Annotated in this window: 20 protein-coding genes and 2 pseudogenes; 13 read left to right on the top strand and 9 right to left on the bottom strand. The window is 61.5% G+C overall.

From position 1 onward, the window contains the following. Nucleotides 1-92: 92 nt before the first annotated feature. From N8H71_RS18765 to N8H71_RS18755, 3 genes are all read right to left on the bottom strand, one after another. Nucleotides 93-905, bottom strand: coding sequence for an alpha/beta fold hydrolase (locus tag N8H71_RS18765; RefSeq protein WP_262195126.1), 813 nt, complete (start codon nucleotides 903-905; stop codon nucleotides 93-95). A gap of 211 nt (nucleotides 906-1,116) precedes the next feature. Next, nucleotides 1,117-1,473 carry a 6-carboxytetrahydropterin synthase QueD gene (gene queD / locus N8H71_RS18760; protein ID WP_007955941.1) on the bottom strand — a complete coding sequence of 119 codons (357 nt, stop codon included), beginning with the start codon at nucleotides 1,471-1,473 and terminating at the stop codon, nucleotides 1,117-1,119. A gap of 86 nt (nucleotides 1,474-1,559) precedes the next feature. Next, nucleotides 1,560-2,639 (bottom strand): patatin-like phospholipase family protein, encoded by a 1,080-nt coding sequence (locus N8H71_RS18755; protein ID WP_262195125.1) that lies wholly within the window; start codon nucleotides 2,637-2,639, stop codon nucleotides 1,560-1,562. Between the two features lie 145 nt (nucleotides 2,640-2,784). Here N8H71_RS18755 and N8H71_RS18750 point away from each other — a divergent pair, with 145 nt between their 5' ends. From N8H71_RS18750 to N8H71_RS18735, 4 genes are read left to right on the top strand one after another with little or no spacing between them, the layout of a single operon-like run. After that, nucleotides 2,785-3,093 (top strand): PepSY domain-containing protein, encoded by a 309-nt coding sequence (locus N8H71_RS18750; protein ID WP_262195124.1) that lies wholly within the window; start codon nucleotides 2,785-2,787, stop codon nucleotides 3,091-3,093. Beyond that, entirely contained in the window at nucleotides 3,093-3,404 is a 312-nt protein-coding gene (locus tag N8H71_RS18745) for a PepSY domain-containing protein (RefSeq protein ID WP_262195123.1), read from the top strand. The genes N8H71_RS18750 and N8H71_RS18745 overlap by 1 nt, the downstream gene beginning before the upstream one ends. Before the next feature lie 3 nt (nucleotides 3,405-3,407). Continuing rightward, nucleotides 3,408-4,076, top strand: coding sequence for a response regulator transcription factor (locus N8H71_RS18740; RefSeq protein ID WP_011335105.1), 669 nt, complete (start codon nucleotides 3,408-3,410; stop codon nucleotides 4,074-4,076). After that, entirely contained in the window at nucleotides 4,073-5,386 is a 1,314-nt protein-coding gene (locus N8H71_RS18735) for a sensor histidine kinase (protein ID WP_262195122.1), read from the top strand. The genes N8H71_RS18740 and N8H71_RS18735 overlap by 4 nt, the downstream gene beginning before the upstream one ends. A 129-nt stretch (nucleotides 5,387-5,515) precedes the next feature. On the opposite strand, the gene N8H71_RS28940 is transcribed toward N8H71_RS18735, so the two are convergent. Further along, a complete protein-coding gene (locus tag N8H71_RS28940; RefSeq protein ID WP_371807414.1) occupies nucleotides 5,516-6,271 on the bottom strand; it encodes a methyl-accepting chemotaxis protein in 756 nt (251 codons plus the stop codon). A gap of 102 nt (nucleotides 6,272-6,373) precedes the next feature. Next, a pseudogene (locus N8H71_RS28935) lies at nucleotides 6,374-6,520 on the bottom strand (HAMP domain-containing protein); the annotation flags it as partial. 1,458 nt (nucleotides 6,521-7,978) lie between these two features. Between N8H71_RS28935 and N8H71_RS18725 the strand changes: the two are divergent. From N8H71_RS18725 to N8H71_RS28925, 3 genes and pseudogenes are all read left to right on the top strand, one after another. Beyond that, nucleotides 7,979-9,298: a Na+/H+ antiporter family protein gene (locus tag N8H71_RS18725; protein ID WP_007955962.1), complete on the top strand. Its 1,320-nt coding sequence runs from the start codon at nucleotides 7,979-7,981 to the stop codon at nucleotides 9,296-9,298. A 200-nt stretch (nucleotides 9,299-9,498) separates the two neighbouring features. Further along, nucleotides 9,499-10,275 (top strand): annotated as a pseudogene (locus N8H71_RS28930) (cache domain-containing protein); the annotation flags it as partial. Between the two features lie 84 nt (nucleotides 10,276-10,359). Continuing rightward, nucleotides 10,360-11,181, top strand: coding sequence for a methyl-accepting chemotaxis protein (locus tag N8H71_RS28925; protein WP_371855536.1), 822 nt, complete (start codon nucleotides 10,360-10,362; stop codon nucleotides 11,179-11,181). A gap of 21 nt (nucleotides 11,182-11,202) precedes the next feature. Here the strand turns inward: N8H71_RS28925 and N8H71_RS18715 are convergent, their stop codons facing one another. Next, nucleotides 11,203-12,138 (bottom strand): LysR family transcriptional regulator, encoded by a 936-nt coding sequence (locus N8H71_RS18715; RefSeq protein WP_262195120.1) that lies wholly within the window; start codon nucleotides 12,136-12,138, stop codon nucleotides 11,203-11,205. Between the two features lie 111 nt (nucleotides 12,139-12,249). Between N8H71_RS18715 and N8H71_RS18710 the strand changes: the two genes are divergently transcribed. The 3 genes from N8H71_RS18710 to N8H71_RS18700 all read left to right on the top strand — a co-directional run bounded on the left by N8H71_RS18710 (nucleotide 12,250) and on the right by N8H71_RS18700 (nucleotide 13,794). Then, nucleotides 12,250-12,738, top strand: coding sequence for a DMT family transporter (locus N8H71_RS18710; protein WP_039770247.1), 489 nt, complete (start codon nucleotides 12,250-12,252; stop codon nucleotides 12,736-12,738). Nucleotides 12,739-12,741: 3 nt separating this feature from the next. Next, entirely contained in the window at nucleotides 12,742-13,197 is a 456-nt protein-coding gene (locus tag N8H71_RS18705) for a DMT family transporter (RefSeq protein WP_262195118.1), read from the top strand. Nucleotides 13,198-13,626: 429 nt separating this feature from the next. Continuing rightward, nucleotides 13,627-13,794 carry a metallothionein gene (locus N8H71_RS18700; RefSeq protein WP_074689145.1) on the top strand — a complete coding sequence of 56 codons (168 nt, stop codon included), beginning with the start codon at nucleotides 13,627-13,629 and terminating at the stop codon, nucleotides 13,792-13,794. Nucleotides 13,795-13,818: 24 nt separating this feature from the next. Here the strand turns inward: N8H71_RS18700 and N8H71_RS18695 are convergent, their stop codons facing one another. Then, nucleotides 13,819-14,091 carry a hypothetical protein gene (locus N8H71_RS18695; RefSeq protein WP_262195117.1) on the bottom strand — a complete coding sequence of 91 codons (273 nt, stop codon included), beginning with the start codon at nucleotides 14,089-14,091 and terminating at the stop codon, nucleotides 13,819-13,821. A gap of 40 nt (nucleotides 14,092-14,131) precedes the next feature. Beyond that, the gene (locus N8H71_RS18690) at nucleotides 14,132-14,359 is read right to left on the bottom strand and encodes a DUF6555 family protein (RefSeq protein WP_011335095.1); all 228 of its coding nucleotides are present in this window, start codon (nucleotides 14,357-14,359) and stop codon (nucleotides 14,132-14,134) included. Nucleotides 14,360-14,496: 137 nt separating this feature from the next. Between N8H71_RS18690 and N8H71_RS18685 the strand changes: the two genes are divergently transcribed. The 3 genes from N8H71_RS18685 (at nucleotide 14,497) to N8H71_RS18675 (ending at nucleotide 16,698) form a co-directional block, all read left to right on the top strand. Then, on the top strand, nucleotides 14,497-15,279 hold the full coding sequence (locus N8H71_RS18685; protein WP_262195115.1) for an AraC family transcriptional regulator: 783 nt from the start codon (nucleotides 14,497-14,499) through the stop codon (nucleotides 15,277-15,279). A gap of 257 nt (nucleotides 15,280-15,536) precedes the next feature. Continuing rightward, on the top strand, nucleotides 15,537-15,710 hold the full coding sequence (locus tag N8H71_RS18680) for a DUF1427 family protein (RefSeq protein ID WP_007958996.1): 174 nt from the start codon (nucleotides 15,537-15,539) through the stop codon (nucleotides 15,708-15,710). A 31-nt stretch (nucleotides 15,711-15,741) separates the two neighbouring features. Next, complete coding sequence (locus N8H71_RS18675) at nucleotides 15,742-16,698, top strand: quinone oxidoreductase family protein (RefSeq protein ID WP_262195114.1); 957 nt, start codon at nucleotides 15,742-15,744, stop codon at nucleotides 16,696-16,698. Between the two features lie 47 nt (nucleotides 16,699-16,745). On the opposite strand, the gene N8H71_RS18670 is transcribed toward N8H71_RS18675, so the two are convergent. Then, nucleotides 16,746-17,705: a nucleoside-specific channel-forming protein Tsx gene (locus N8H71_RS18670; RefSeq protein ID WP_262195113.1), complete on the bottom strand. Its 960-nt coding sequence runs from the start codon at nucleotides 17,703-17,705 to the stop codon at nucleotides 16,746-16,748. Nucleotides 17,706-17,950 lie beyond the last annotated feature (245 nt).

Here is a 17,950-nt window from a genome sequence, read left to right as displayed (position 1 = left end):
TTGCGCTGTTGAAGGGGCAAAGCGAATATCAGCCGAAGGCCGGTTGAGGGTTTCCCCTCAACCATAGAATCTCCCACGGGTCATGTTTCGGGTCACAGGAAGCGGAGCAGGGCGGCAACGATGGCTTCCGGCGCATCTTCCTGCACCAGATGCCCGGCATTCGGAACCGGATGAAACTGCGATCCGGGAATCATCTTGTGCAACTCGCGCCCGCGTTCGATGGGAATCCACTGATCCTCTTCCCCCCAGAGAATCTGCACCGGACAACGGATCGTCGGGTACAGCGGCTGCGCCTCCAGCGTGTAGCGCTGATCCATCTGCGCGATCTGCCGGTAGAACGCCGCTTGCCCCGGATCGCCCAGCCACGGCTGTACGTAGGGTGCCAGTTCATCATCCGGAATATCCCGGTGAATCGCCCCGCGAATGTAGGTCGGCACGATGGCGCGCTGGATGTAATCCGGCAGGCCGCTGAATGCCGCTTCATGCTGACGCACGTGCTGCACGAACGGCGAACCCCACGGTGTCAGTGCCACCGGGTCGATCAGGGTCAGGCTGCGATAATCCTTGCCGTTGAGCAGGTGCGCGCGCAGCACGGTGGCGCCGCCGAAGTCGTGGGCGACCACGTCCGGGCATTGCAGATTCCAGTGATCGAGCAACTCAGCGAGCAATTCGTTCTGCACCCCGAGGGAGACATCGGCGTCCGGTTGCTCGGATTGGCCGTAGCCCAGTAGGTCGAAGTAATGCACCCGGTGTGTGGCGAAAAAGTGCGGCGCGATGCGGTGCCACACGTAAGACGAGAAGGGCGTGCCGTGCACGAACACCAGCGGCGGGCCATCGCCGCGCACCCCGTGGCGAATCTGTCGTCCGTTGAAATCAAAGACCTGATCCAGCAGCCAGTCCGTCATGGGCCTGTCCTCTTGGCGGTTTCGAGCCAAAAAGCATAGGCGTAAAAAAACAGCCTCGGGGGCTGTTTATTCAAACACTGAGGCGCCTTCTATCCCTGTGGGAGCGAGCTTGCTCGCGAAGGCGCCGTGTCAGGCAACATTTGCTTCACTGGTAAACCGCTTTCGCGAGCAAGCTCGCTCCCACAGGTTTTTTCAGCGACTTCTGGACGGGTTACTCGCCGCGATAGATGCAACCGCTGGTGCAGGTCTCGTGGATGCGGATCGCACTGAGTTCCGGCAGCAGGGGCTTCAATTCATTCCAGATGAATTTGGCCAGCACTTCGCTGGTCGGGTTCTCGAGGCCCGGAATGTCGTTCAGGTAGTTGTGGTCCAGACGCTCGTACAGCGGCTTGAAAATCGCCTTGATCTCGGAGAAGTCACGGATCCAGCCGGTGTGCGGATCGAGGTCGCCGCTCAGGTGAATCGCCACTTTGAACGAGTGACCGTGCAGGCGTCCGCACTTGTGGCCGTCCGGTACGTGGGGCAGGCGGTGGGCGGATTCGAACGTAAATTCCTTGAAGATTTCCACAGTGATTTCAGCTCTGTTCAGATGGCGTTCGCCGCAGCGAATTCGGGCAGGCGGCGAGTTTACCAGCTTGTCCAGGGCTGCGCTGACTAAAGGGTCAGCAAGCGCTCGGCGAGGCGACCATTGGCAGTCAGTTCGAGGAACTCGTCGCCCAGCCGGCGACTCTCGTCCATCGCCGCGCGCCAGTATTTCTGCCGGCTCGGTGCATCACCCATGAAGCGTTTGAAGTCGTTACGGTCGGGGAGTTTGCCGTAGGGCAGGCGCGCCAGGTATTCCTTCGACGGCGCCAGCAAAAGCACGTCTTGCAGGCGCTCGGTCGATGCCTTGCGCCAAGGCAGAGTCTTGTCGAACCAGCCCGGAATCACCCGATCGGTGAAGTGCGGATAGAGCACGATGCCGTCACCGCTGTAGGGCAGGTCGAGGTGATAGTCGAGCAGACCGCCGTCGCGGAACGTGCCGGCACCGGCGCCCGGCAGGTCGCGCACGCCTTCCATGACCATCGGGATCGAACCCGAGGCCAGCAGCGCCTGGCGCAGGTTGCCGGCATCGAGGGCGACGAAGCGCGACGGGAAGTCATTCAGCGCATGCACCGGCGGCGCCAGGCGCGGGTCGTGGATGATCAGCCGTTCGAAGTGCCTCGACAGACGCGCGCGGCCCCGCAGGTTGTCGGCGATCACCGAACCCAGCGCCAGCCCGAGCCGGCCGCGATGGTCGTCCGCCAGCCCGCCGTGGCTTTTGACCACCATGATGTTCAAGCGGTAATGGGCGTTGTCGAGGAGCAAGGCATCGCGGCCGTCGAGCAGGTCATCGAGCATGCGCTGCGAACTGCGGCTGACGTCGCCGATGGTCACGCCTTTGTTGAAGTTTTGCTCGGTGTACAGATGGCCGAGGCGGCGAATGCCTTCGGCGGCGTCCGGCAGGCACGCGCTGGCGAACCGCCAGGAACCCACTGACGCACCGATCAGCGAACGTTCGCGCGGTGCCGCCGGCAACCACTCGCCGAACAGCGCCAGATCCAGCCCCTGAATCCCCAGCGCCTTCGGCCCGCCGGCAGCGCCGGGCAGGGTGCCGACGTCGGCGGCGTTCAGGCCCTGGGCACGAATGCGCGCCATGGCCCGGGGGCCGGCCTTGAGGGTGAGGGAAGGGAACTTGATGTGAATGGCGGTCATACCGGTCTCGATCGTTAGCAAGCGAAAGATTATAAGCACATGTTGCTGTGGCTGCAGGAGCAAACCCAATGATGGCAATTCAGTTTCAGTTAAGTTCGCACCGTTATGGTGCTGGCCGTAGCTACATCAAAAATACGGAGACACCATGAAAACCCTGACTGCCCTGACCCTTGCCTCGATCATCGGCCTCACCGTCAGCACCGTTCACGCCCGCGATCTCGGCCCGGATGAAGCCCTGCGCCTGCGCGACGCTGGTACTATCGTCTCCTTCGAGAAGCTCAACGCCACTGCGTTGGCCAGACACCCGGGTTCGACGATCACCGACACCGAGCTGGAAGAGCAGTACGGCAAGTACATCTACCAGATCGAACTGCGTGATCCGCAGGGGCTGGAATGGGATCTGGAACTGGACGCGGTGAGCGGGCAAGTGCTCAAGGATCATCAGGATACGTAATGAAGGTTAATGTTCGCGCCACGCGCCGTACGGCACTGGCGCTGGTGATGTTTTGCTCGACGGCCATGGCCCGCGACCTGGGTCCCGACGAAGCCCTCAATCTGCGCAAGCAGGGCGTGATCCTGCCGCTGGAGCAAGTGCTGCAGCAGGCGATGGACCGTTATCCCGGCGCGAAACTGCTGGAAGTCGAGCTGGAAGAAAAACACGACGTCTACATTTATGAAGTCGAGTTGCTGACCGTCGAAGGCGTGGCCCGCGAGCTGCACCTGAGGGCCGACACCGGCGAACTCGTGAAAGACAAGGAAGATTGACCGATGCGCTTGCTTCTGGTGGAAGACCACGTACCGCTGGCTGACGAACTGCTCGCCGGCCTGCAACGTCAGGGCTACGCGGTGGACTGGCTGGCGGACGGGCGCGATGCGGTCTATCAGGGCAGCAGCGAGCCTTATGACCTGATCGTCCTCGACCTCGGTCTGCCCGGCGTGCCGGGGCTTGAGGTGCTGGCGCAATGGCGCGCCGGCGGTCTGACGATTCCGGTGCTGATCCTCACCGCCCGCGATTCCTGGGCCGAACGCATCGAAGGCCTGAAGGCCGGTGCCGACGATTACCTGACCAAACCCTTTCACCCGGAAGAACTGTATCTACGCATCCAGTCGCTGCTGCGTCGCTCCAAGGGCCAGGCCAACCAGCCGACGCTGAAGGCCGCCGGGCTGCACCTGGACGAGGGCCGTCAGTGTGTTGTGCGTGACGGCGCCGACATTCAGCTGACCGCTGCCGAATTCCGACTGTTGCGTTACTTCATGCTGCACCCGGAGCAGATTCTTTCCAAAAGCCACCTCGCCGAACACCTCTACGACGGTGAGACCGAGCGCGATTCCAACGTGCTTGAAGTCCACGTCAATCACCTGCGGCGCAAGCTCGGTAAAAGCGTGATCGAAACCCGTCGCGGCCAGGGTTATCTGTTTGGCGGACAGGCTTCGTGAGATCGATCCAGCGCCGTTTGAGTCTGGGGTTGATCAGTGTGCTGTTGGTCGTCGGCGTGCTGCTGGCGCAAACCAGTCTGTGGCTGTTCGAAGCGGGTTTGCAGCGCTATCTCGAGGCCGGGTTGCGTAACGACAGCGAGAGCCTGCTGGTGGCACTGGTTCGAGGCCCTCAGGGCTTGCAACTGGACGAGCGACATTTGTCGCCGGCTTATCTGCGGCCGTTTTCCGGGCATTACTTCCGCATCGACTTCGCGGAAAGCCACTGGCGTTCTCGATCCTTGTGGGATCAGGATTTGCCGCTGCTCGAACGCCCCGGTTTGCACAGCAACCTGCAATTGGGGCCGGATGGCCAGCAGTTGCTGGTGCTGCGTTCGGACTACCGACGACTCGGCCAGTCGATTTCCATCAGTGTGGCCCAGGATTACACGCCGGTGCGCGAGAGCTTCCAGCGCATGCGGCAGATCGGCCTCGGCCTCGGGCTGGCCGGGTTGCTGCTGATTCTGTTGCTGCAACGCCTGACCGTGCGCCGCGCGTTGCGGCCGCTGGAAAAGGCTCGCGAACAGATCGCTCAGTTGCAGCAGGGCCAGCGTTCACAACTCGATGAACAAGTGCCGGCGGAACTGGAACCGCTGGTGGCGCAGATCAACCATTTGCTGGCGCACACCGAAGACAGCCTCAAGCGCTCGCGCAATGCCCTGGGCAATCTCGGGCATGCCCTGAAAACCCCGTTGGCGGTGCTGTTGAGTCTGGCGTCGAGTGAGCGACTCGACGCGCATCCAGAGCTGCGCAAAATTCTCAAGGAACAACTGGAACAGGTTCAGCAACGACTGAATCGCGAGCTCAATCGTGCACGCCTGTCCGGCGATGCGCTGCCGGGGGCGTTGTTCGATTGCGACGCAGAGCTGCCGGGCCTGCTGTCGACGTTGAACATGATCCATGGCGAACATCTGGAACTGAGTTACGTCTCTCCACCCGGCCTGCAATTGCCGTGGGACCGTGAAGACTTGCTGGAGCTGCTCGGCAACCTGCTGGATAACGCCTGCAAGTGGGCGGATGCCGAGGTGCGGCTGAGTGTGGTCGAGACGGCAGAAGGTTTTGTGCTGAGCGTGGAAGATGACGGGCCGGGGATTCCCGAATTGCAGCGTGCTCATGTCTTCAGTCGTGGTACGCGACTGGATGAACAGACCCAGGGGCATGGGTTGGGGCTGGGAATAGTGCGGGATATCGTCGAAGCGTGGGGCGGGGTGTTGGTGTTGGGCGAAAGCGAATGGGGCGGGTTGAAGGTGGAGATTCAACTGCCTCGGCGGTGAGCCTCGGCACACTGAAAGTCTACCCTGTGGGAGCGAGCTTGCTCGCGAAGGTGCATGTCCGTCACTATTTTTGTATCTGACAGATCGCTTTCGCGAGCAAGCTCGCTCCCACAAAAGTTACGGTGGTTTTTAAACCCGGAACTGATCCATCAAACTCTGCTGCTGATTCGCCAGGCTATTGAGCGACTGACTCACCCGCGCCGATTCATTCGCCTGCCCCGACAGCGATTCCGTCACATCACGAATCGTCGCCACGTTGTTGTTGATTTCTTCAGCCACTGCACTCTGTTCTTCAGCGGCGCTGGCGATCTGCAGGTTCATGTCGCTGATCACCGTCACCGCGTCACCGATCTGGCGCAGCGCCGTCACGGCCTGGCCGACCTGTTCGACGCTGCCTTGTGCTTGACGATGGCTGTTGCCCATCGAGCCGACCACGTCCTGAGTGCCGTTCTGCAGTTGCTCGATCACCTGGCGGGTTTCTTCCACCGACTCTTGAGTGCGGCGGGCGAGGTTGCGCACTTCGTCAGCGACCACCGCAAAACCGCGTCCGGCCTCACCAGCACGGGCCGCTTCGATGGCGGCGTTCAGGGCCAGCAGGTTGGTCTGCTCGGCAATGGCGCGGATGGTCTCCAGTACGGTGCCGATCTTCTCGCTGTTGGCAGCCAGGCCTTCGACTTGCACCATCGCTGCGCTCATGTCGGCGGCGAGGGTGTCGATGCTGGCGGTGGTGCGGTCGATCACGGTCAGGCCCTGACGCGTGGCGCGATCGGCATCCTTGGCGGCTTCGGCGGCTTGCGCAGCGCTGCGGGCCACGTCCTGGGCGGTGGCGCTCATTTCGTGGGATGCGGTGGCGACCTGATCGACCTGGCGGTATTGCTGCTCCATGCCGGCGCTGGTCTGGGTGGCGATGGCCGACGACTGGTCGGCGGTGTTACGCGCGTCCTGCACCGAGCGTTTCACCTCGGCGATGATCGGTTGCAGCTTGTCGAGGAAACGGTTGAACCAGCCGGCCAGTTGACCGAGCTCGTCCTTCTTGTCGTAGGCCAGGCGACGGGTCAGGTCGCCTTCACCGCTGGCGATGTCTTCCAGCATATGGGCCACGCCGAGGATCGGTTTGGTCACGCTGCGTGCCATCAGCCACACCAGCAGCAGGCCGATCAGCGCGGCGATTACGCCCAGGCTCAGTTCGATCAGGGTGCCGGAAGTGTTGCTGGCATCCAGTTGTTGCTTGAGCGCTTCGGCGCGGCTCACCAGCACTTTCTCCGGCACATCGAGCAACACGCCCCACGACGGGCCGCCGGGAATCGGCTGGAACGGCGACAGCACTTTCAGCCGCTCGTTGCTGTGCAGGCTGCTGACGGTGTGGCTCGAAGCGAGCAGGCGCAGCAGCTCGGCGCCGCTGGTGGTGTCCACGGCATCCAGACGTTGGCTGAGTTTATTGGCGTCCGGGCTGTAACCGGCGAGCAGGCCGGCGGGGCTGATGATGCTCACGGCGGTCTGGCCGTCGTAGAGCTTTTTGCTGGCGCTCTGGCTGATCGCTTGCAGGCTGTTGAGGTTGATGTCCACCGACAGCGAGGCGATGACTTTGCCGTTGACCATCAGCGGGAACACGATGCTGGTCATCAGCACCTTTTGCCCGTCGATCACATAGAAGTAGGGTTCGATCACGCACGGCTTGAGCGTGGTGCGCGGGCAGGTGAACCAGGCGTTGGCGGCCTGACCGCTGGGGCCGGTGCTGGTGTCGGCCATGTCGCTTTCCGGCAGTGCCATCGAGGTCACTTTGCCCGGTGTTGGCTGCGACCAGTACAGGGCGAAGCGGCCCTTGTCGTTGCTGCCCAGTTCGGCTTGCCCGGCGAACAGTTCATCCTTGCCGTCCAGCGCGTTGGCTTCGAACACCAGCGACAGACCGAGCAGTTCCGGGTTGGCCTGCAGTGCCGATTTCACCTGGCGGGTCATGTCTTCGCGCAGGTCGAAGGCATCGAGGAAGCGCTTCTCGGCCTGTTCGCGCAGGAACAGCACCTGACGCGAGAAACCGTGGCCATATTGATAGGCGTCCATGAATTGCTGACGAATGCCCGCCGCCTGAACTTCACCCTGGGATTCAATGCGGGCCTGGGCCGATTCGGTGAGCATTTCCATGCTCGAAGCTTTTACCAGTTCGGAACTGTGCTCCATGCGATACAGCGAAAGACCCACCAACAGGGTCACGATACCGGCCAGGCAGAGCCCGGCGAGCAGGGTGATTTTCCATTGGATGGAAAGTTGTCTGAGCGACATGGAGGACGTCCTTATTCGATAAATATCTGAGACTTTGCACTGTAACGGCCGCGTTTCGACTTTCTTTATGGCGCAAATGCAATATGGCGAATTGACGCATGTTGTGGCGGATATGCCATCTTCAGCGCTTTGATCATGCAAAGTTACACAGTGCCCCGACCGCTCGCTTTGACACTGCGCCCGCTCTGCGGCACAGTGCGCGCCCTTCTAATAAGACCCTCTATGCAAATCCGCTGGCGACCCTCGTGGCTTGCCGGCCGGACTCATCCTGTCTGGCGGTGAATGGCTTTACCGTCGTGTTTTTGAGGTAGTGAAATGAATGCAGTGATTGCTGCGGTCGGCGTCATGCTGATCCTCAGCCTGTCCCGGGTGCATGTGGTGATCGCGTTGATCGTCGGTGCGCTGGTCGGTGGCCTGACCGGTGGTCTGGGCATCGACGCCACGCTCAAGGCTTTCAACAGTGGCCTGGGTGGCGGGGCGACGGTGGCGTTGTCCTACGCGTTGCTCGGCGCCTTCGCCGTGGCGATTGCCAAGTCCGGTCTGGCCCACGCGCTGGCCGACAAGGCTCTGGCGATGGTCGACCGTCAGCATGCGACTGGTGGTGGCAGCGTCAAATGGATGCTGATCGGCTTGCTGTGGGTGGTGGCGATTGCCTCGCAGAACATCCTGCCGATTCACATCGCGTTCATTCCGCTGCTGGTGCCGCCGCTTTTATATGTACTGACCAAGCTGCAACTGGACCGCCGGTTGATCGCCTGCGTCATGACCTTCGGCCTGATCACGCCGTACATGGTGTTTCCGGTCGGTTTCGGCAACATCTTCCTCAACCAGATCCTGCTGGCCAATGTCAGCAAGGCCGGCGTGGACATCAGCCAGATCAACGTCATGCACGCGATGGCCATTCCGGCGGCGGGCATGGTCTTCGGCCTGTTGCTGGCGGTGTTCTTCAGCTACCGCAAAAAGCGTGTCTATGACCTGGAAAAGATCGAGCAGGTGGAGCAGGTCAGCGTCGCCTACAACCCGATGACGATCGGCATCGCCGGTCTGGCCATTGCGGCGGCGTTCATCATTCAGTTGCTGCTGGATTCGATGATTATCGGCGCGCTGGCCGGGTTCCTGATCTTCTCGGCGTCGGGCATCGTCAAATGGCGTGAGACCGATGACCTGTTCACCGAAGGCATGAAGATGATGGCGATGATCGGCTTCATCATGATCTCCGCCTCGGGCTTTGCCGAAGTACTCAAGGCCACCGGTGAAGTGCGTTCGCTGGTTGAAAGCGCGGCGGCGTGGATCGATCACAGCCAGGCGATTGGCGCGCTGTTGATGTTGCTGGTGGGGTTGATGGTGACCATCGGCATCGGTTCGTCGTTTTCCACAGTGCCGATCCTCGCGGCGATCTTCGTGCCGCTGTGCGTGCAACTGGGCTTCAGCCCGATGGCAATCGTGTGCATCGTCGGCACGGCCGGGGCGCTGGGCGACACCGGTTCGCCGGCCTCGGACTCGACCCTCGGCCCGACCTCCGGCCTGAACGTCGACGGCCAGCATCACCACATCTGGGACACCGTGGTCCCGACCTTCCTGCACTACAACCTGCCGCTGCTGGCGTTTGGCTGGGTGGCCGCGATGGTCCTGTAACACCACAAATCCCCCTGTGGGAGCCAGCCTGCTGGCGATGACGCCGGATCAGTCAGCACATTGGGCGACTGATCCGACGTCATCGCTATCGCCAGCAGGCTGGCTCTCACAAGGTGCGGGTTAATCCGCAGCTCAACTTTTGGTTTCGCGTGCCGTTAACGCCTTTATCCACGCCAATAAAACCAAAAGAGTGAGCCCCCATGCGCCTGAGTCTCAAGGCTAAAGTCCTGTCCCTTGCCGTCCTTCCGGTCTTGCTCTTTGCGCTGGTGATCAGCCTGACCACGCTGTTCATCCTTCAGGAACAGGCGCGCAAGGAAGTCGAACAGACCCGCGAACGCCTGCTCGGTGACGCCAAGGCCACCCTGGCCAGCTACGTCGCCGTGGCCATGACCACCATCAAACCGTTGTACGACGCTGCCGCCCCCGGTGACGCAGAAGCGCGGGCGCAGGTGATCAAGCTGCTGTCGAGCATCAAGTACGGCAAGGACGGCTACTTCTTTGGCTACGACTCCGAGACCGTGCGCCTGTTCAAGGCCAACGACCCCGAAGGCGTGGGCAAAAGCTTCAAGGACAACCGCGACCCGAACGGCGTCTACGTCAACCGAGATCTGGTGAAGGTCGCGAAGGACGGTACCCACTACCTGCAATACAGCTCGCCGTTGCCGGGCAACGCGCAAGTGCTGGTGCCGAAACTCGGTTACACGGAATACCTGGCGAAGTGGGACATGGCGGTCGGTACGTCGGTCAACCTCGACGGCATCGAAGCGCAAGTGGCGGTGGTCGAGGCCAAGGTGCAGGAACGCATGCAGGGCGTGGTGCTGAGCATCGTCGGCGTGGCAGTGGTGGTGCTGCTGGTGATCGCGGCAGCGGGGATGCTGCTGGCCAACACCATTCTGCGACCGTTGACCCTGATGAAAGCCAACCTCGATGACATCGCGGCGGGCGAGGGCGACCTGACTCGGCGCCTGACCATCACCAGCCAGGACGAACTCGGCGAACTGGCCGGCTCGTTCAACCGCTTTGTCGACAAGATCCACGGCCTGGTGCGGCAGATCACCGAGATGACGTCGCAACTGACCGGGCTGGTGACTCAGGTGTCGGATCAGGCCCAGCGCTCCGATCAGGCCATGGAGCGTCAGCGTCACGAAACCGATCAGGTCGCCACCGCGATCAACGAAATGTCCGCCGCCGCTCAGGAAGTTGCCAAGAGCGCACAGAACGCCGCCGTCGCCGCGCAGCAGACCGACGAAGAAGGCCAGACCGCCAAGCGTGTGGTGGCCGGCAGCATCAAGCAGATTCATGCGCTGGTGGACGACATCCGCAGCAGCGGCGTGTCCCTCGACAGCCTGCAACAGGACGTGTCATCGATTGTCGGCGTGCTCGGGGTGATCCGTTCGATTGCCGAGCAGACCAACCTGCTGGCGCTCAACGCTGCAATTGAAGCGGCACGGGCGGGCGAGGCCGGACGCGGGTTTGCGGTGGTGGCGGACGAGGTGCGGGCGCTGGCGTCGCGTACGCAGATCAGCACTCAGGAAATCCAGGGGATGATCGACCGCTTGCAGGCGGGGACGCAGTCGGCGGTTGAAGCGATGCGTCGTTCCAGTGAGGCGGGTGACGGCACGTCGGCCCAGGCCAATCAGGCGGGGGCTTCGCTGGATGCGATGGCGGATCTGATCGCGACCATCAACTCGATGAACGCGCAGATTGCCAGTGCTGCCGAAGAGCAGACGGCGGTGGCGGAAGAGATCAACCGCAGCGTGCATCAGATTGCGGTGGCGGTGGACAACGTGGCGGATGAAACGCAGTTGGGGGCGCAGACTTCGCGGAGTCTGGCGGATCTGGGGCAACGGTTGGGCAAACTGGTTGGCCAGTTCCGGATCTGATGGCGTTGTTGGGACAGACCGTCAGGGTCTGTCCCAATAAGGAACCTCGCCAAAACACTCAACAAAGAAATCAATCACCGTCCGCACCTTCACCGACAACCGGCGACTCCCCGGCCACAGCACCGAAATCTGCTGCGGCTCGACACTGTTCGACACCTGATAATCCCCCAGCACCGGCACCAGCGTGCCCTCACGCACCGCCTCGCCGATCAGCCATGACGGAAACATCACCAGCCCCAGCCCTTGCACAGCGGCCTGAGTCAACGTGTCCGCGTGGTTGCCGGTGATCGGGCCCTTGACTGCATACGGTGTCCACTCGCCCTGACCCTGACGGAAGAACCAGCGCTGCTGGCCGGCCGCGCCCTTGTAGGCCAGACACTGGTGGCGGGCGAGGTCTTCGGGATGCTGCGGCGTGCCGAAACGCTTGAGATACGCCGGGCTGGCCGCGACCTGAAAGCGGTGCGGCGCGAGGATTCGTGCCTGCATGCTTGAGTCGTGCAGCGGGCCGATGCGGAACAGCAGGTCGGCGCCTTCCTGCAGCGGATCGATGTAGTGGTCGGTCTGCTGGATGTCCAGTTGCAGCTTCGGATAGCGCTCGCACAAACGGCCGAGCCATGGCGTCAGGTGGCGCTGGCCGAACACCACCGGGGCGTTGATCCGCACCAGGCCGGTCGGTTCGCTTTGCTGTTCCTGCAAGGCCTGTTCGGCTTCTTCCAGTTGCACCAGCACCAGCCGGGCGTGGTGGCCGAGCATGCGCCCGGCTTCGGTCGGCGTGACCGCGCGGGTGTGACGGTAGAGCAATTGCTGGTTCAGCGCCTGTTCCATCAGCTGGATCTGTCGGGAAATCGAAGAGGGCGCTACGCCCTCGCGGCGGGCGACTTCGGAAAAACTGCCGTGGTCGAGCACCGCCACAAACAGCCTTAGCGCCTTGAATCCCAGTTCGTTGAGCCCGTGCATCGTCGATCCTGCTGTGCGAGTTACGCAAAAGTGTTGTCAGGATGCTCCCATTTATCGCACAGCTGCGCCAGCCGATAATCCGCGCCATCGTTTTCTTCAGAGGTTTTTCAGATGCAGTCGTTTGATGAAGTGAGTGCCGCGCCGGCCCCGGTCGCGCGGCCCGGTTTGCGTTTGTTGCTGTTGCCGCTGGTGATTCTGGCTGGCATGGGGTTGTCGGTGGAGGCGGGGTTGCTGGGGCCGTTGGGTGAGCAGGTCGGGCATTTGTGGGCGACCTTGAGCATTTTCGGGGTGGGCTCGGCGATTTTGTTTTTGCTGTTGCTGTTTGCGGGGCCGCAGAAGGGGCCGGCGCTGACGGATCTGCCGCGCTGGCAGTTGATCGGCGGGTTTCTGGGGCCGATGTATGTGGTGGTATTGACGCTGGCGACGCCGCATATCGGGATTGCGATGACGATGATTGCGATTTTGTCGGGGCAGGTTGGCAAGAGTGTGTTGATTGACCATTTCGGGTGGTTTGGGGCTACGCGCAAGAAGGTCAATGCTGAGCGGTGGCTGGCGTTGGGGTTGATTGTGGCGGCTTTGGTTTTGATTGCGCGGGGGTGAGTGATGAGTCTGGTTATTTTGTTGGCGGTGGTGGTGTTGGCGGGTGCGGTGTTGAGTGTGCAGGCGGCGATCAACGGGCGTCTTGGGGAAACCGTTGGAGTGTTGCGCAGCAGTTTGTTGACGTTTGTCGTCGGCGCTGTTTCTACGGGGTTGTTGATTTTGTTTTTTGAGCCTGCGCAGGCGGTGAGTTTGCTGGAGGTGCCGAAGTGGCAGCTTAGCGGTGCCTTGTTCGGCGTGGTTTATATGATGGTGATGGTGGGGGCGGTGCCTCGGGTGGGGACGGCTGTGGCGACGGTGGCGGTGATTGTCGGGCAGTTGGGGATGGGGATGTTGATTGATAATTTTGGGTGGTTGGGGAATCCGGCTATTGAGTTGTCTTCTAGTCGGGTTTTGGCGATGGGGTGTTTGGGGTTGGCGCTGGTGTTTATGTATCGCAGTAGCGTTCGGCGGGTTGATTGAGTACATATCCGTTGCTGCGGTAACGGCTTCTTGGGGTTCCGCCCTTACGGCGGGTCACCTTTTCCAAACGCCGAAAAGGTAACCCAAAAGGCTTTACCCTGACGTACGGCCCTCGCTGTGGCTCGGGTTCCTTCGTTCCGGGATTGATCCGGGGGCATCGCCTACGGTTTGCTTCGCTGCACCTCCTCTCGATGTGTTTGGCTTCGCCAAACGGTCGCTGCGCTCCCACCCCCGGATCAATCCCTCCACTCAGCCTGCCGACGGGCCTTGCGATCAAAAGCGGTACTCGAGCTAACGCTCATTGTGGTGAGTGGTGGGGGGATGGTTGAGGGGTGAGTGGTTTGGTTGTTGGGTTGTTTTCACCTTCTACACTGGTAGCACGGCTTGTTCTTTCGGCCTCAGACAACCACCACCGAAGGAGTCTGTTCCATGGCAGATAGAAAATGCGATTGTCCTGGATGTCGTTGCACGATCAAGGAGGGTGAGCATTCTTATGTGGCGCACGGGAAGCATTATTGCTGTGAGGCCTGTGCGCATCATCACAAGAGTGGTGAGGAGTGTTCTGGTAAGGGGTGTCAGTGTGCGCATCCCAAGTAACCGGGGGTATTGAATGAGTGGAGCCTAATCAGGCTCCACTTCCAGTTTCAGGCTGTCGTCGTCCAGGCGTTCGGTGTGGCGGACGTTGCCTTGCAGGCGGCGGCCTTCGACTCTGACGTCGACGGTTGTGGCCTGTTCAAGGTCTTCTGGCTGCGGGGCCGGGACTCGCAGAGCGAAGCAGTAGGGATCGTTTTCGACAGGTTCCAGACCAATCAGGCACTCGATGCTTCTGGTGACCCGGCCGGACGCGGTGTCCAGGCTGTAGTCCAGGTGCGCCGGGCTGTTGATGGTTGTCATGTGTGCCCCCCCCCGAAAGTGTCCCCGCCTGCGCCCAAGCTTAGCTCGCCGGTCGCCAGGTGACGTTTTCCACGCCGAATTTTTCTGCCATCGGCTTGCTGGTCTTTTGCACTTTCTCCCGGCCGAAACGCGGGATGCGGCCGACCCCTGCGTCGCAGCTTGCCCAGTGCCACGCCTCGGTGTTGTCCATTTTGTCCGAGCGGATAATGAACGACTTTGGCGCGCCGTGAAGGGTGTAATCAATGACGTACAGTTTTGCGTTGTTCATAAAGCCCATCTTCCTCCCTGTGGTAATAGAAGGATCGCTGGGCTCCCGGAAAATTCACTCGGATTGTCCGACGGTATCTATCAATGGCGAGGTTCCGGTCGGACTGGTTACCATGGCGCTTTCGCCCACCCCGATGAATGTTCGCCATGGCCCTCGCTGCGCCCCCTGATCTGAGTGATACCGATGTGCCGGTGCAGCCGTTGGGGCGGACGTATCCGCGTGGGTTGTTCATCGAGCCGCATGAGCATGTGTGGGGGCAGTTGCTGTATGCGATGAGTGGGGTGATGTGGGTCGAGACCCCGCACGAGGCGTTGGTGGTGCCGCCGCAGCGGGCGGTGTGGTTGCCGCCGGGGGTGCCGCACGGGATTCGGGTGGTGTCGGATTTGCAGATGCGCAATATCTACCTGCGCCCGGCGCTGGCGGCGACGCTGGATCAGACGGTGCAGGTGATTGAGGTTGGCGGTCTGCTGCGTGAGTTGATTGTCGGGCTGGTGGCGCAGGGCGACAGCGGTGATGCCGAGTATTACGAGGCGCTGGTCGGGTTGGCGCTGCTGGAGCTGAAACGCGCAAGGCGTTCGCAGCTGAAGATCCCGTTGCCGGACGATGCCGATCGGCGGTTGATGAGTCTGTGTCAGGCGGTGATGGCTGCGCCGTCGCTGGACATTCCTTTCGAGCAACACGCCGAAAACGCCGGGGCCAGCGTGCGTACGCTTGCACGGTTGTTCAAGGAGGGGCTGGGCATGGGCTTCGCCGAGTGGCGGCGTCAGGTGCAGTTGGCGACGGCGGTGGCGGAGTTGATCCAGGGCGTGCCGGTCAGCGCGATTGCCCGTGAGCTGGGTTATTCGCCGAGCAGTTTCAGCGACATGTTTCGCCGGGAACTGGGTGTGGCGCCTTCGCAGTTCGATACGACCAGTCCCTGACACAACAAAATCATGGGGGAGCGAGCCTGCTCGCGATAGCGTCGGCACACCGAACATTGTGGCGGCAGAAAAATTGCTATCGCGAGCAGGCTCGCTCCCACATTTTTTGTACCAGCCGCAAATCCGGCGTACAGCTCCGAACCCTGTGGAATCGGTACCCTTCAGTGATTTGGCCGAAATTCAGAAGTCCTTGGCCGGTGCCGGTCGCAGCCTTTCCCTAGACTTTGCCCATTCCCTTTTTGTGGCGGAGTGATCCCATGAATTACCTGATTTCACTGGGCGTCGGTCTGGGTGTCGGCCTGCTGTATGGCGCGCTGGATGTCCGTTCTCCGGCGCCGCCGACCATCGCGCTGGTGGGCCTGCTGGGCATGCTGGCGGGCGAGCAGTTGTGGCCGATGGGCCGGCAACTGGTCAGTGGCTGGCTGTCCTGAATCCTGTCTTTTTCCTTCGGTGGAGATTTCCATGAAAGCACTGCAATTCGATAAAACCGGCGACCTGTCGTCCCTGCGCTTCGTCGAGGTGCCGACGCCGGTGCCGGGCGCTGACGAGGTGCTGGTGCAGATCAAGGCGGCGGGCCTGAATCCCAGCGACGTGAAGAACGTGCTCGGGCGTTTTCCGTACACCACGCTGCCACGTATTCCCGGTCGGGACTTTGCCGGTGTCGTGGTCGAAGGGCCGCAGGCGTTGATCGGCCAGGAGGTCTGGGGCACCGGGCGGGAGCTGGGGTTCTTCGCCGATGGCTCCCACGCGCAGTTCGTCAAACTGCCGGCCAATGGCGTGGCGCACAAGCCTTCGCATTTGAGTTTCACTCAGGCCGCCAGCCTCGGCGTGCCTTACACCACGGCGTGGGATGCGCTGGAGCGCAGTCTGGTCAGTGCCGAAACCCGTTTGCTGGTGATTGGCGGCGGGGCGGTGGCGACGGCGGCACTGGCGCTGGCCAAGGTGCGTGGCGCGCAGCTGCTGGCGGCGGCGCGGCGGCCGGAGCAGGTCAAGGATTTGCAGGCGCAGGGTTATCAGACGATCCAGCTGGATAAACCCGAGGATCTGGGTGCGCAGGTCAACGCGGTGTATCGCGGCGGCGCCGATGTGATTTTCGACACCACCGGTTTCTGGCTGCCGGCCTCGGTGGCGGCGCTGGCAACCTTCGGGCGGATCGCGATCATCGCTGCGCCGGTCGATGGGCATGTGCAGTTGCCGGCGCTGGCCCTGTATCGCAAGGGCGGTTCGGTGGTGGGCATCAACTCGTTGCTGTATGGCGTTGAAGCCTGCGCGGCGATGCTGGAACAGTTCGGCCGGTTCTTCGACGAAGACCTGCTGCCAGTGCCGCAAGGGCTGGTGGAAGCGCCGCTGGCCGAAGGGCTGGCGCGGTATGCCGATGTGAATCAGGGCAGTGGCGACAAGGTCATCCTGATTCCTTGATGTAAAACGACAAGGGCTCGCAGCCAATGGCTGCGAGCCCTTGCGCTTTAGAATTGATACCCGACCCCCGCGTAATACCCCCAGCCATTGGAACGCGCACGGAAATTACCGTCGCCAAAATTCAGCTCGCTGCCGTCCTCCCAGTTGCCGCCGTTGTGGAAATAACGGCCGACCAGGGTGAAGCGCAAGTGGGTGAACGAGTACAGCAGGACGTTGGTCGCCACCGTGGCATTGGCGGTGCGCGCCGGGTTGTCCTTGTGGATGTCCGAGCCGAAGTCGAAGTTGGTGAAGCCGATGTAGGTCAGCGAGGCACCGTTGCTGAATTTGTCGATCGGTACGATGTACTTGAGCTGCGCGCGGTAGCCGTCCCACGAATATTCGTTGCTGGCGCCATAGTTTTCCCACTGATAGCGCCCGTACAGGTTGGCCGACAGATTGACCCGAGAATGGGTGTCGATGTCGGTGCCGAAACCGCTGTACAGCGTGTTGGCGCGGTTCTCCTTGCGGCTGCCGTGGTCGTAGATCCAGTCGAACGCCACGTACCATTCCTTGAACGGTCCGATGGCCAGGCTGCGGCCGGCGAGGTAGTCGATGGAGATGCGCGGTTCGTGCTCCATGAACACCGGTGAGCCGTGGTCCCATACGCCTTTGTCATGGCTGTTGCCGATGTTGAAGATCTTCGGGATGTCGATGTAGCCGTACAGCTCGAACGGGCCCTTGCGTCCGAAATACTCGTATTCGAGGTAGATGTCGTCGGCCGGTTGCGGGCCGAAACTGATGTCCTTGCTGCCGATCAGAGTCAGGTCCTGGTTGTACCAGTCCGACAGGTACGCGCCTTTTTTCGGCGGGCTGGCTTCGGGGCTGAGGGTTTCGCCCTGGGCGGATTCTTCGGCAAGGGCAGGCTGTGCGAGAGCGGTCTGACTGAGAACTCCAGTAACGCCGGCCAATAGAAGGGAAACAGCAAACGAGCGCCCGCTGCAGCGGTAACGGCAGGAAAAAGCGTGCATTCAAAGTCCTTTTTGCAGATCGAGGCCCGAAATACCGAGGCCTGTACGGTTTTGTTACGAAAACGTCGGTAACAGTGTTGCGCAAACGTTTGCACAAGCCATACCAGATCTCTCAACACAATGAAAAATCTCTTGTTTTGCTGCCTTTTCTGACAGAACGGTCATTAATCGGCGGGTGGATAGCCCGGCAGGAGCACACATCGGTGGCAGTGAGATTTTTGACAACCGCCATGGGCCGGATCACC

The organism is Pseudomonas koreensis, assembly GCF_025447595.1.
Classification (GTDB): domain Bacteria; phylum Pseudomonadota; class Gammaproteobacteria; order Pseudomonadales; family Pseudomonadaceae; genus Aquipseudomonas; species Aquipseudomonas koreensis_H.
This window is presented reverse-complemented; position numbering and strand designations above follow the sequence as displayed.

Excerpts from the sequence above, each read along its gene's own strand:
- N8H71_RS18715 (WP_262195120.1), bottom strand. The coding sequence starts at position 12,138 with ATGCACGGGCTCAACGAACTGGGATTCAAGGCGCTAAGGCTGTTTGTG.
- N8H71_RS18755 (WP_262195125.1), bottom strand. The coding sequence starts at position 2,639 with ATGACCGCCATTCACATCAAGTTCCCTTCCCTCACCCTCAAGGCCGGC.
- N8H71_RS18745 (WP_262195123.1), top strand. The coding sequence starts at position 3,093 with ATGAAGGTTAATGTTCGCGCCACGCGCCGTACGGCACTGGCGCTGGTG.
- N8H71_RS28925 (WP_371855536.1), top strand. The coding sequence starts at position 10,360 with ATGACGTCGCAACTGACCGGGCTGGTGACTCAGGTGTCGGATCAGGCC.
- N8H71_RS18685 (WP_262195115.1), top strand. The coding sequence starts at position 14,497 with ATGTTCGCCATGGCCCTCGCTGCGCCCCCTGATCTGAGTGATACCGAT.
- N8H71_RS18690 (WP_011335095.1), bottom strand. The coding sequence starts at position 14,359 with ATGAACAACGCAAAACTGTACGTCATTGATTACACCCTTCACGGCGCG.
- N8H71_RS18695 (WP_262195117.1), bottom strand. The coding sequence starts at position 14,091 with ATGACAACCATCAACAGCCCGGCGCACCTGGACTACAGCCTGGACACC.
- N8H71_RS18670 (WP_262195113.1), bottom strand. The coding sequence starts at position 17,705 with ATGCACGCTTTTTCCTGCCGTTACCGCTGCAGCGGGCGCTCGTTTGCT.
- N8H71_RS28940 (WP_371807414.1), bottom strand. The coding sequence starts at position 6,271 with ATGGAGCAGCAATACCGCCAGGTCGATCAGGTCGCCACCGCATCCCAC.
- N8H71_RS18710 (WP_039770247.1), top strand. The coding sequence starts at position 12,250 with ATGCAGTCGTTTGATGAAGTGAGTGCCGCGCCGGCCCCGGTCGCGCGG.
- N8H71_RS18705 (WP_262195118.1), top strand. The coding sequence starts at position 12,742 with ATGAGTCTGGTTATTTTGTTGGCGGTGGTGGTGTTGGCGGGTGCGGTG.
- N8H71_RS18750 (WP_262195124.1), top strand. The coding sequence starts at position 2,785 with ATGAAAACCCTGACTGCCCTGACCCTTGCCTCGATCATCGGCCTCACC.
- N8H71_RS18765 (WP_262195126.1), bottom strand. The coding sequence starts at position 905 with ATGACGGACTGGCTGCTGGATCAGGTCTTTGATTTCAACGGACGACAG.
- N8H71_RS18675 (WP_262195114.1), top strand. The coding sequence starts at position 15,742 with ATGAAAGCACTGCAATTCGATAAAACCGGCGACCTGTCGTCCCTGCGC.
- N8H71_RS18680 (WP_007958996.1), top strand. The coding sequence starts at position 15,537 with ATGAATTACCTGATTTCACTGGGCGTCGGTCTGGGTGTCGGCCTGCTG.
- N8H71_RS18700 (WP_074689145.1), top strand. The coding sequence starts at position 13,627 with ATGGCAGATAGAAAATGCGATTGTCCTGGATGTCGTTGCACGATCAAG.
- N8H71_RS18725 (WP_007955962.1), top strand. The coding sequence starts at position 7,979 with ATGAATGCAGTGATTGCTGCGGTCGGCGTCATGCTGATCCTCAGCCTG.
- N8H71_RS18740 (WP_011335105.1), top strand. The coding sequence starts at position 3,408 with ATGCGCTTGCTTCTGGTGGAAGACCACGTACCGCTGGCTGACGAACTG.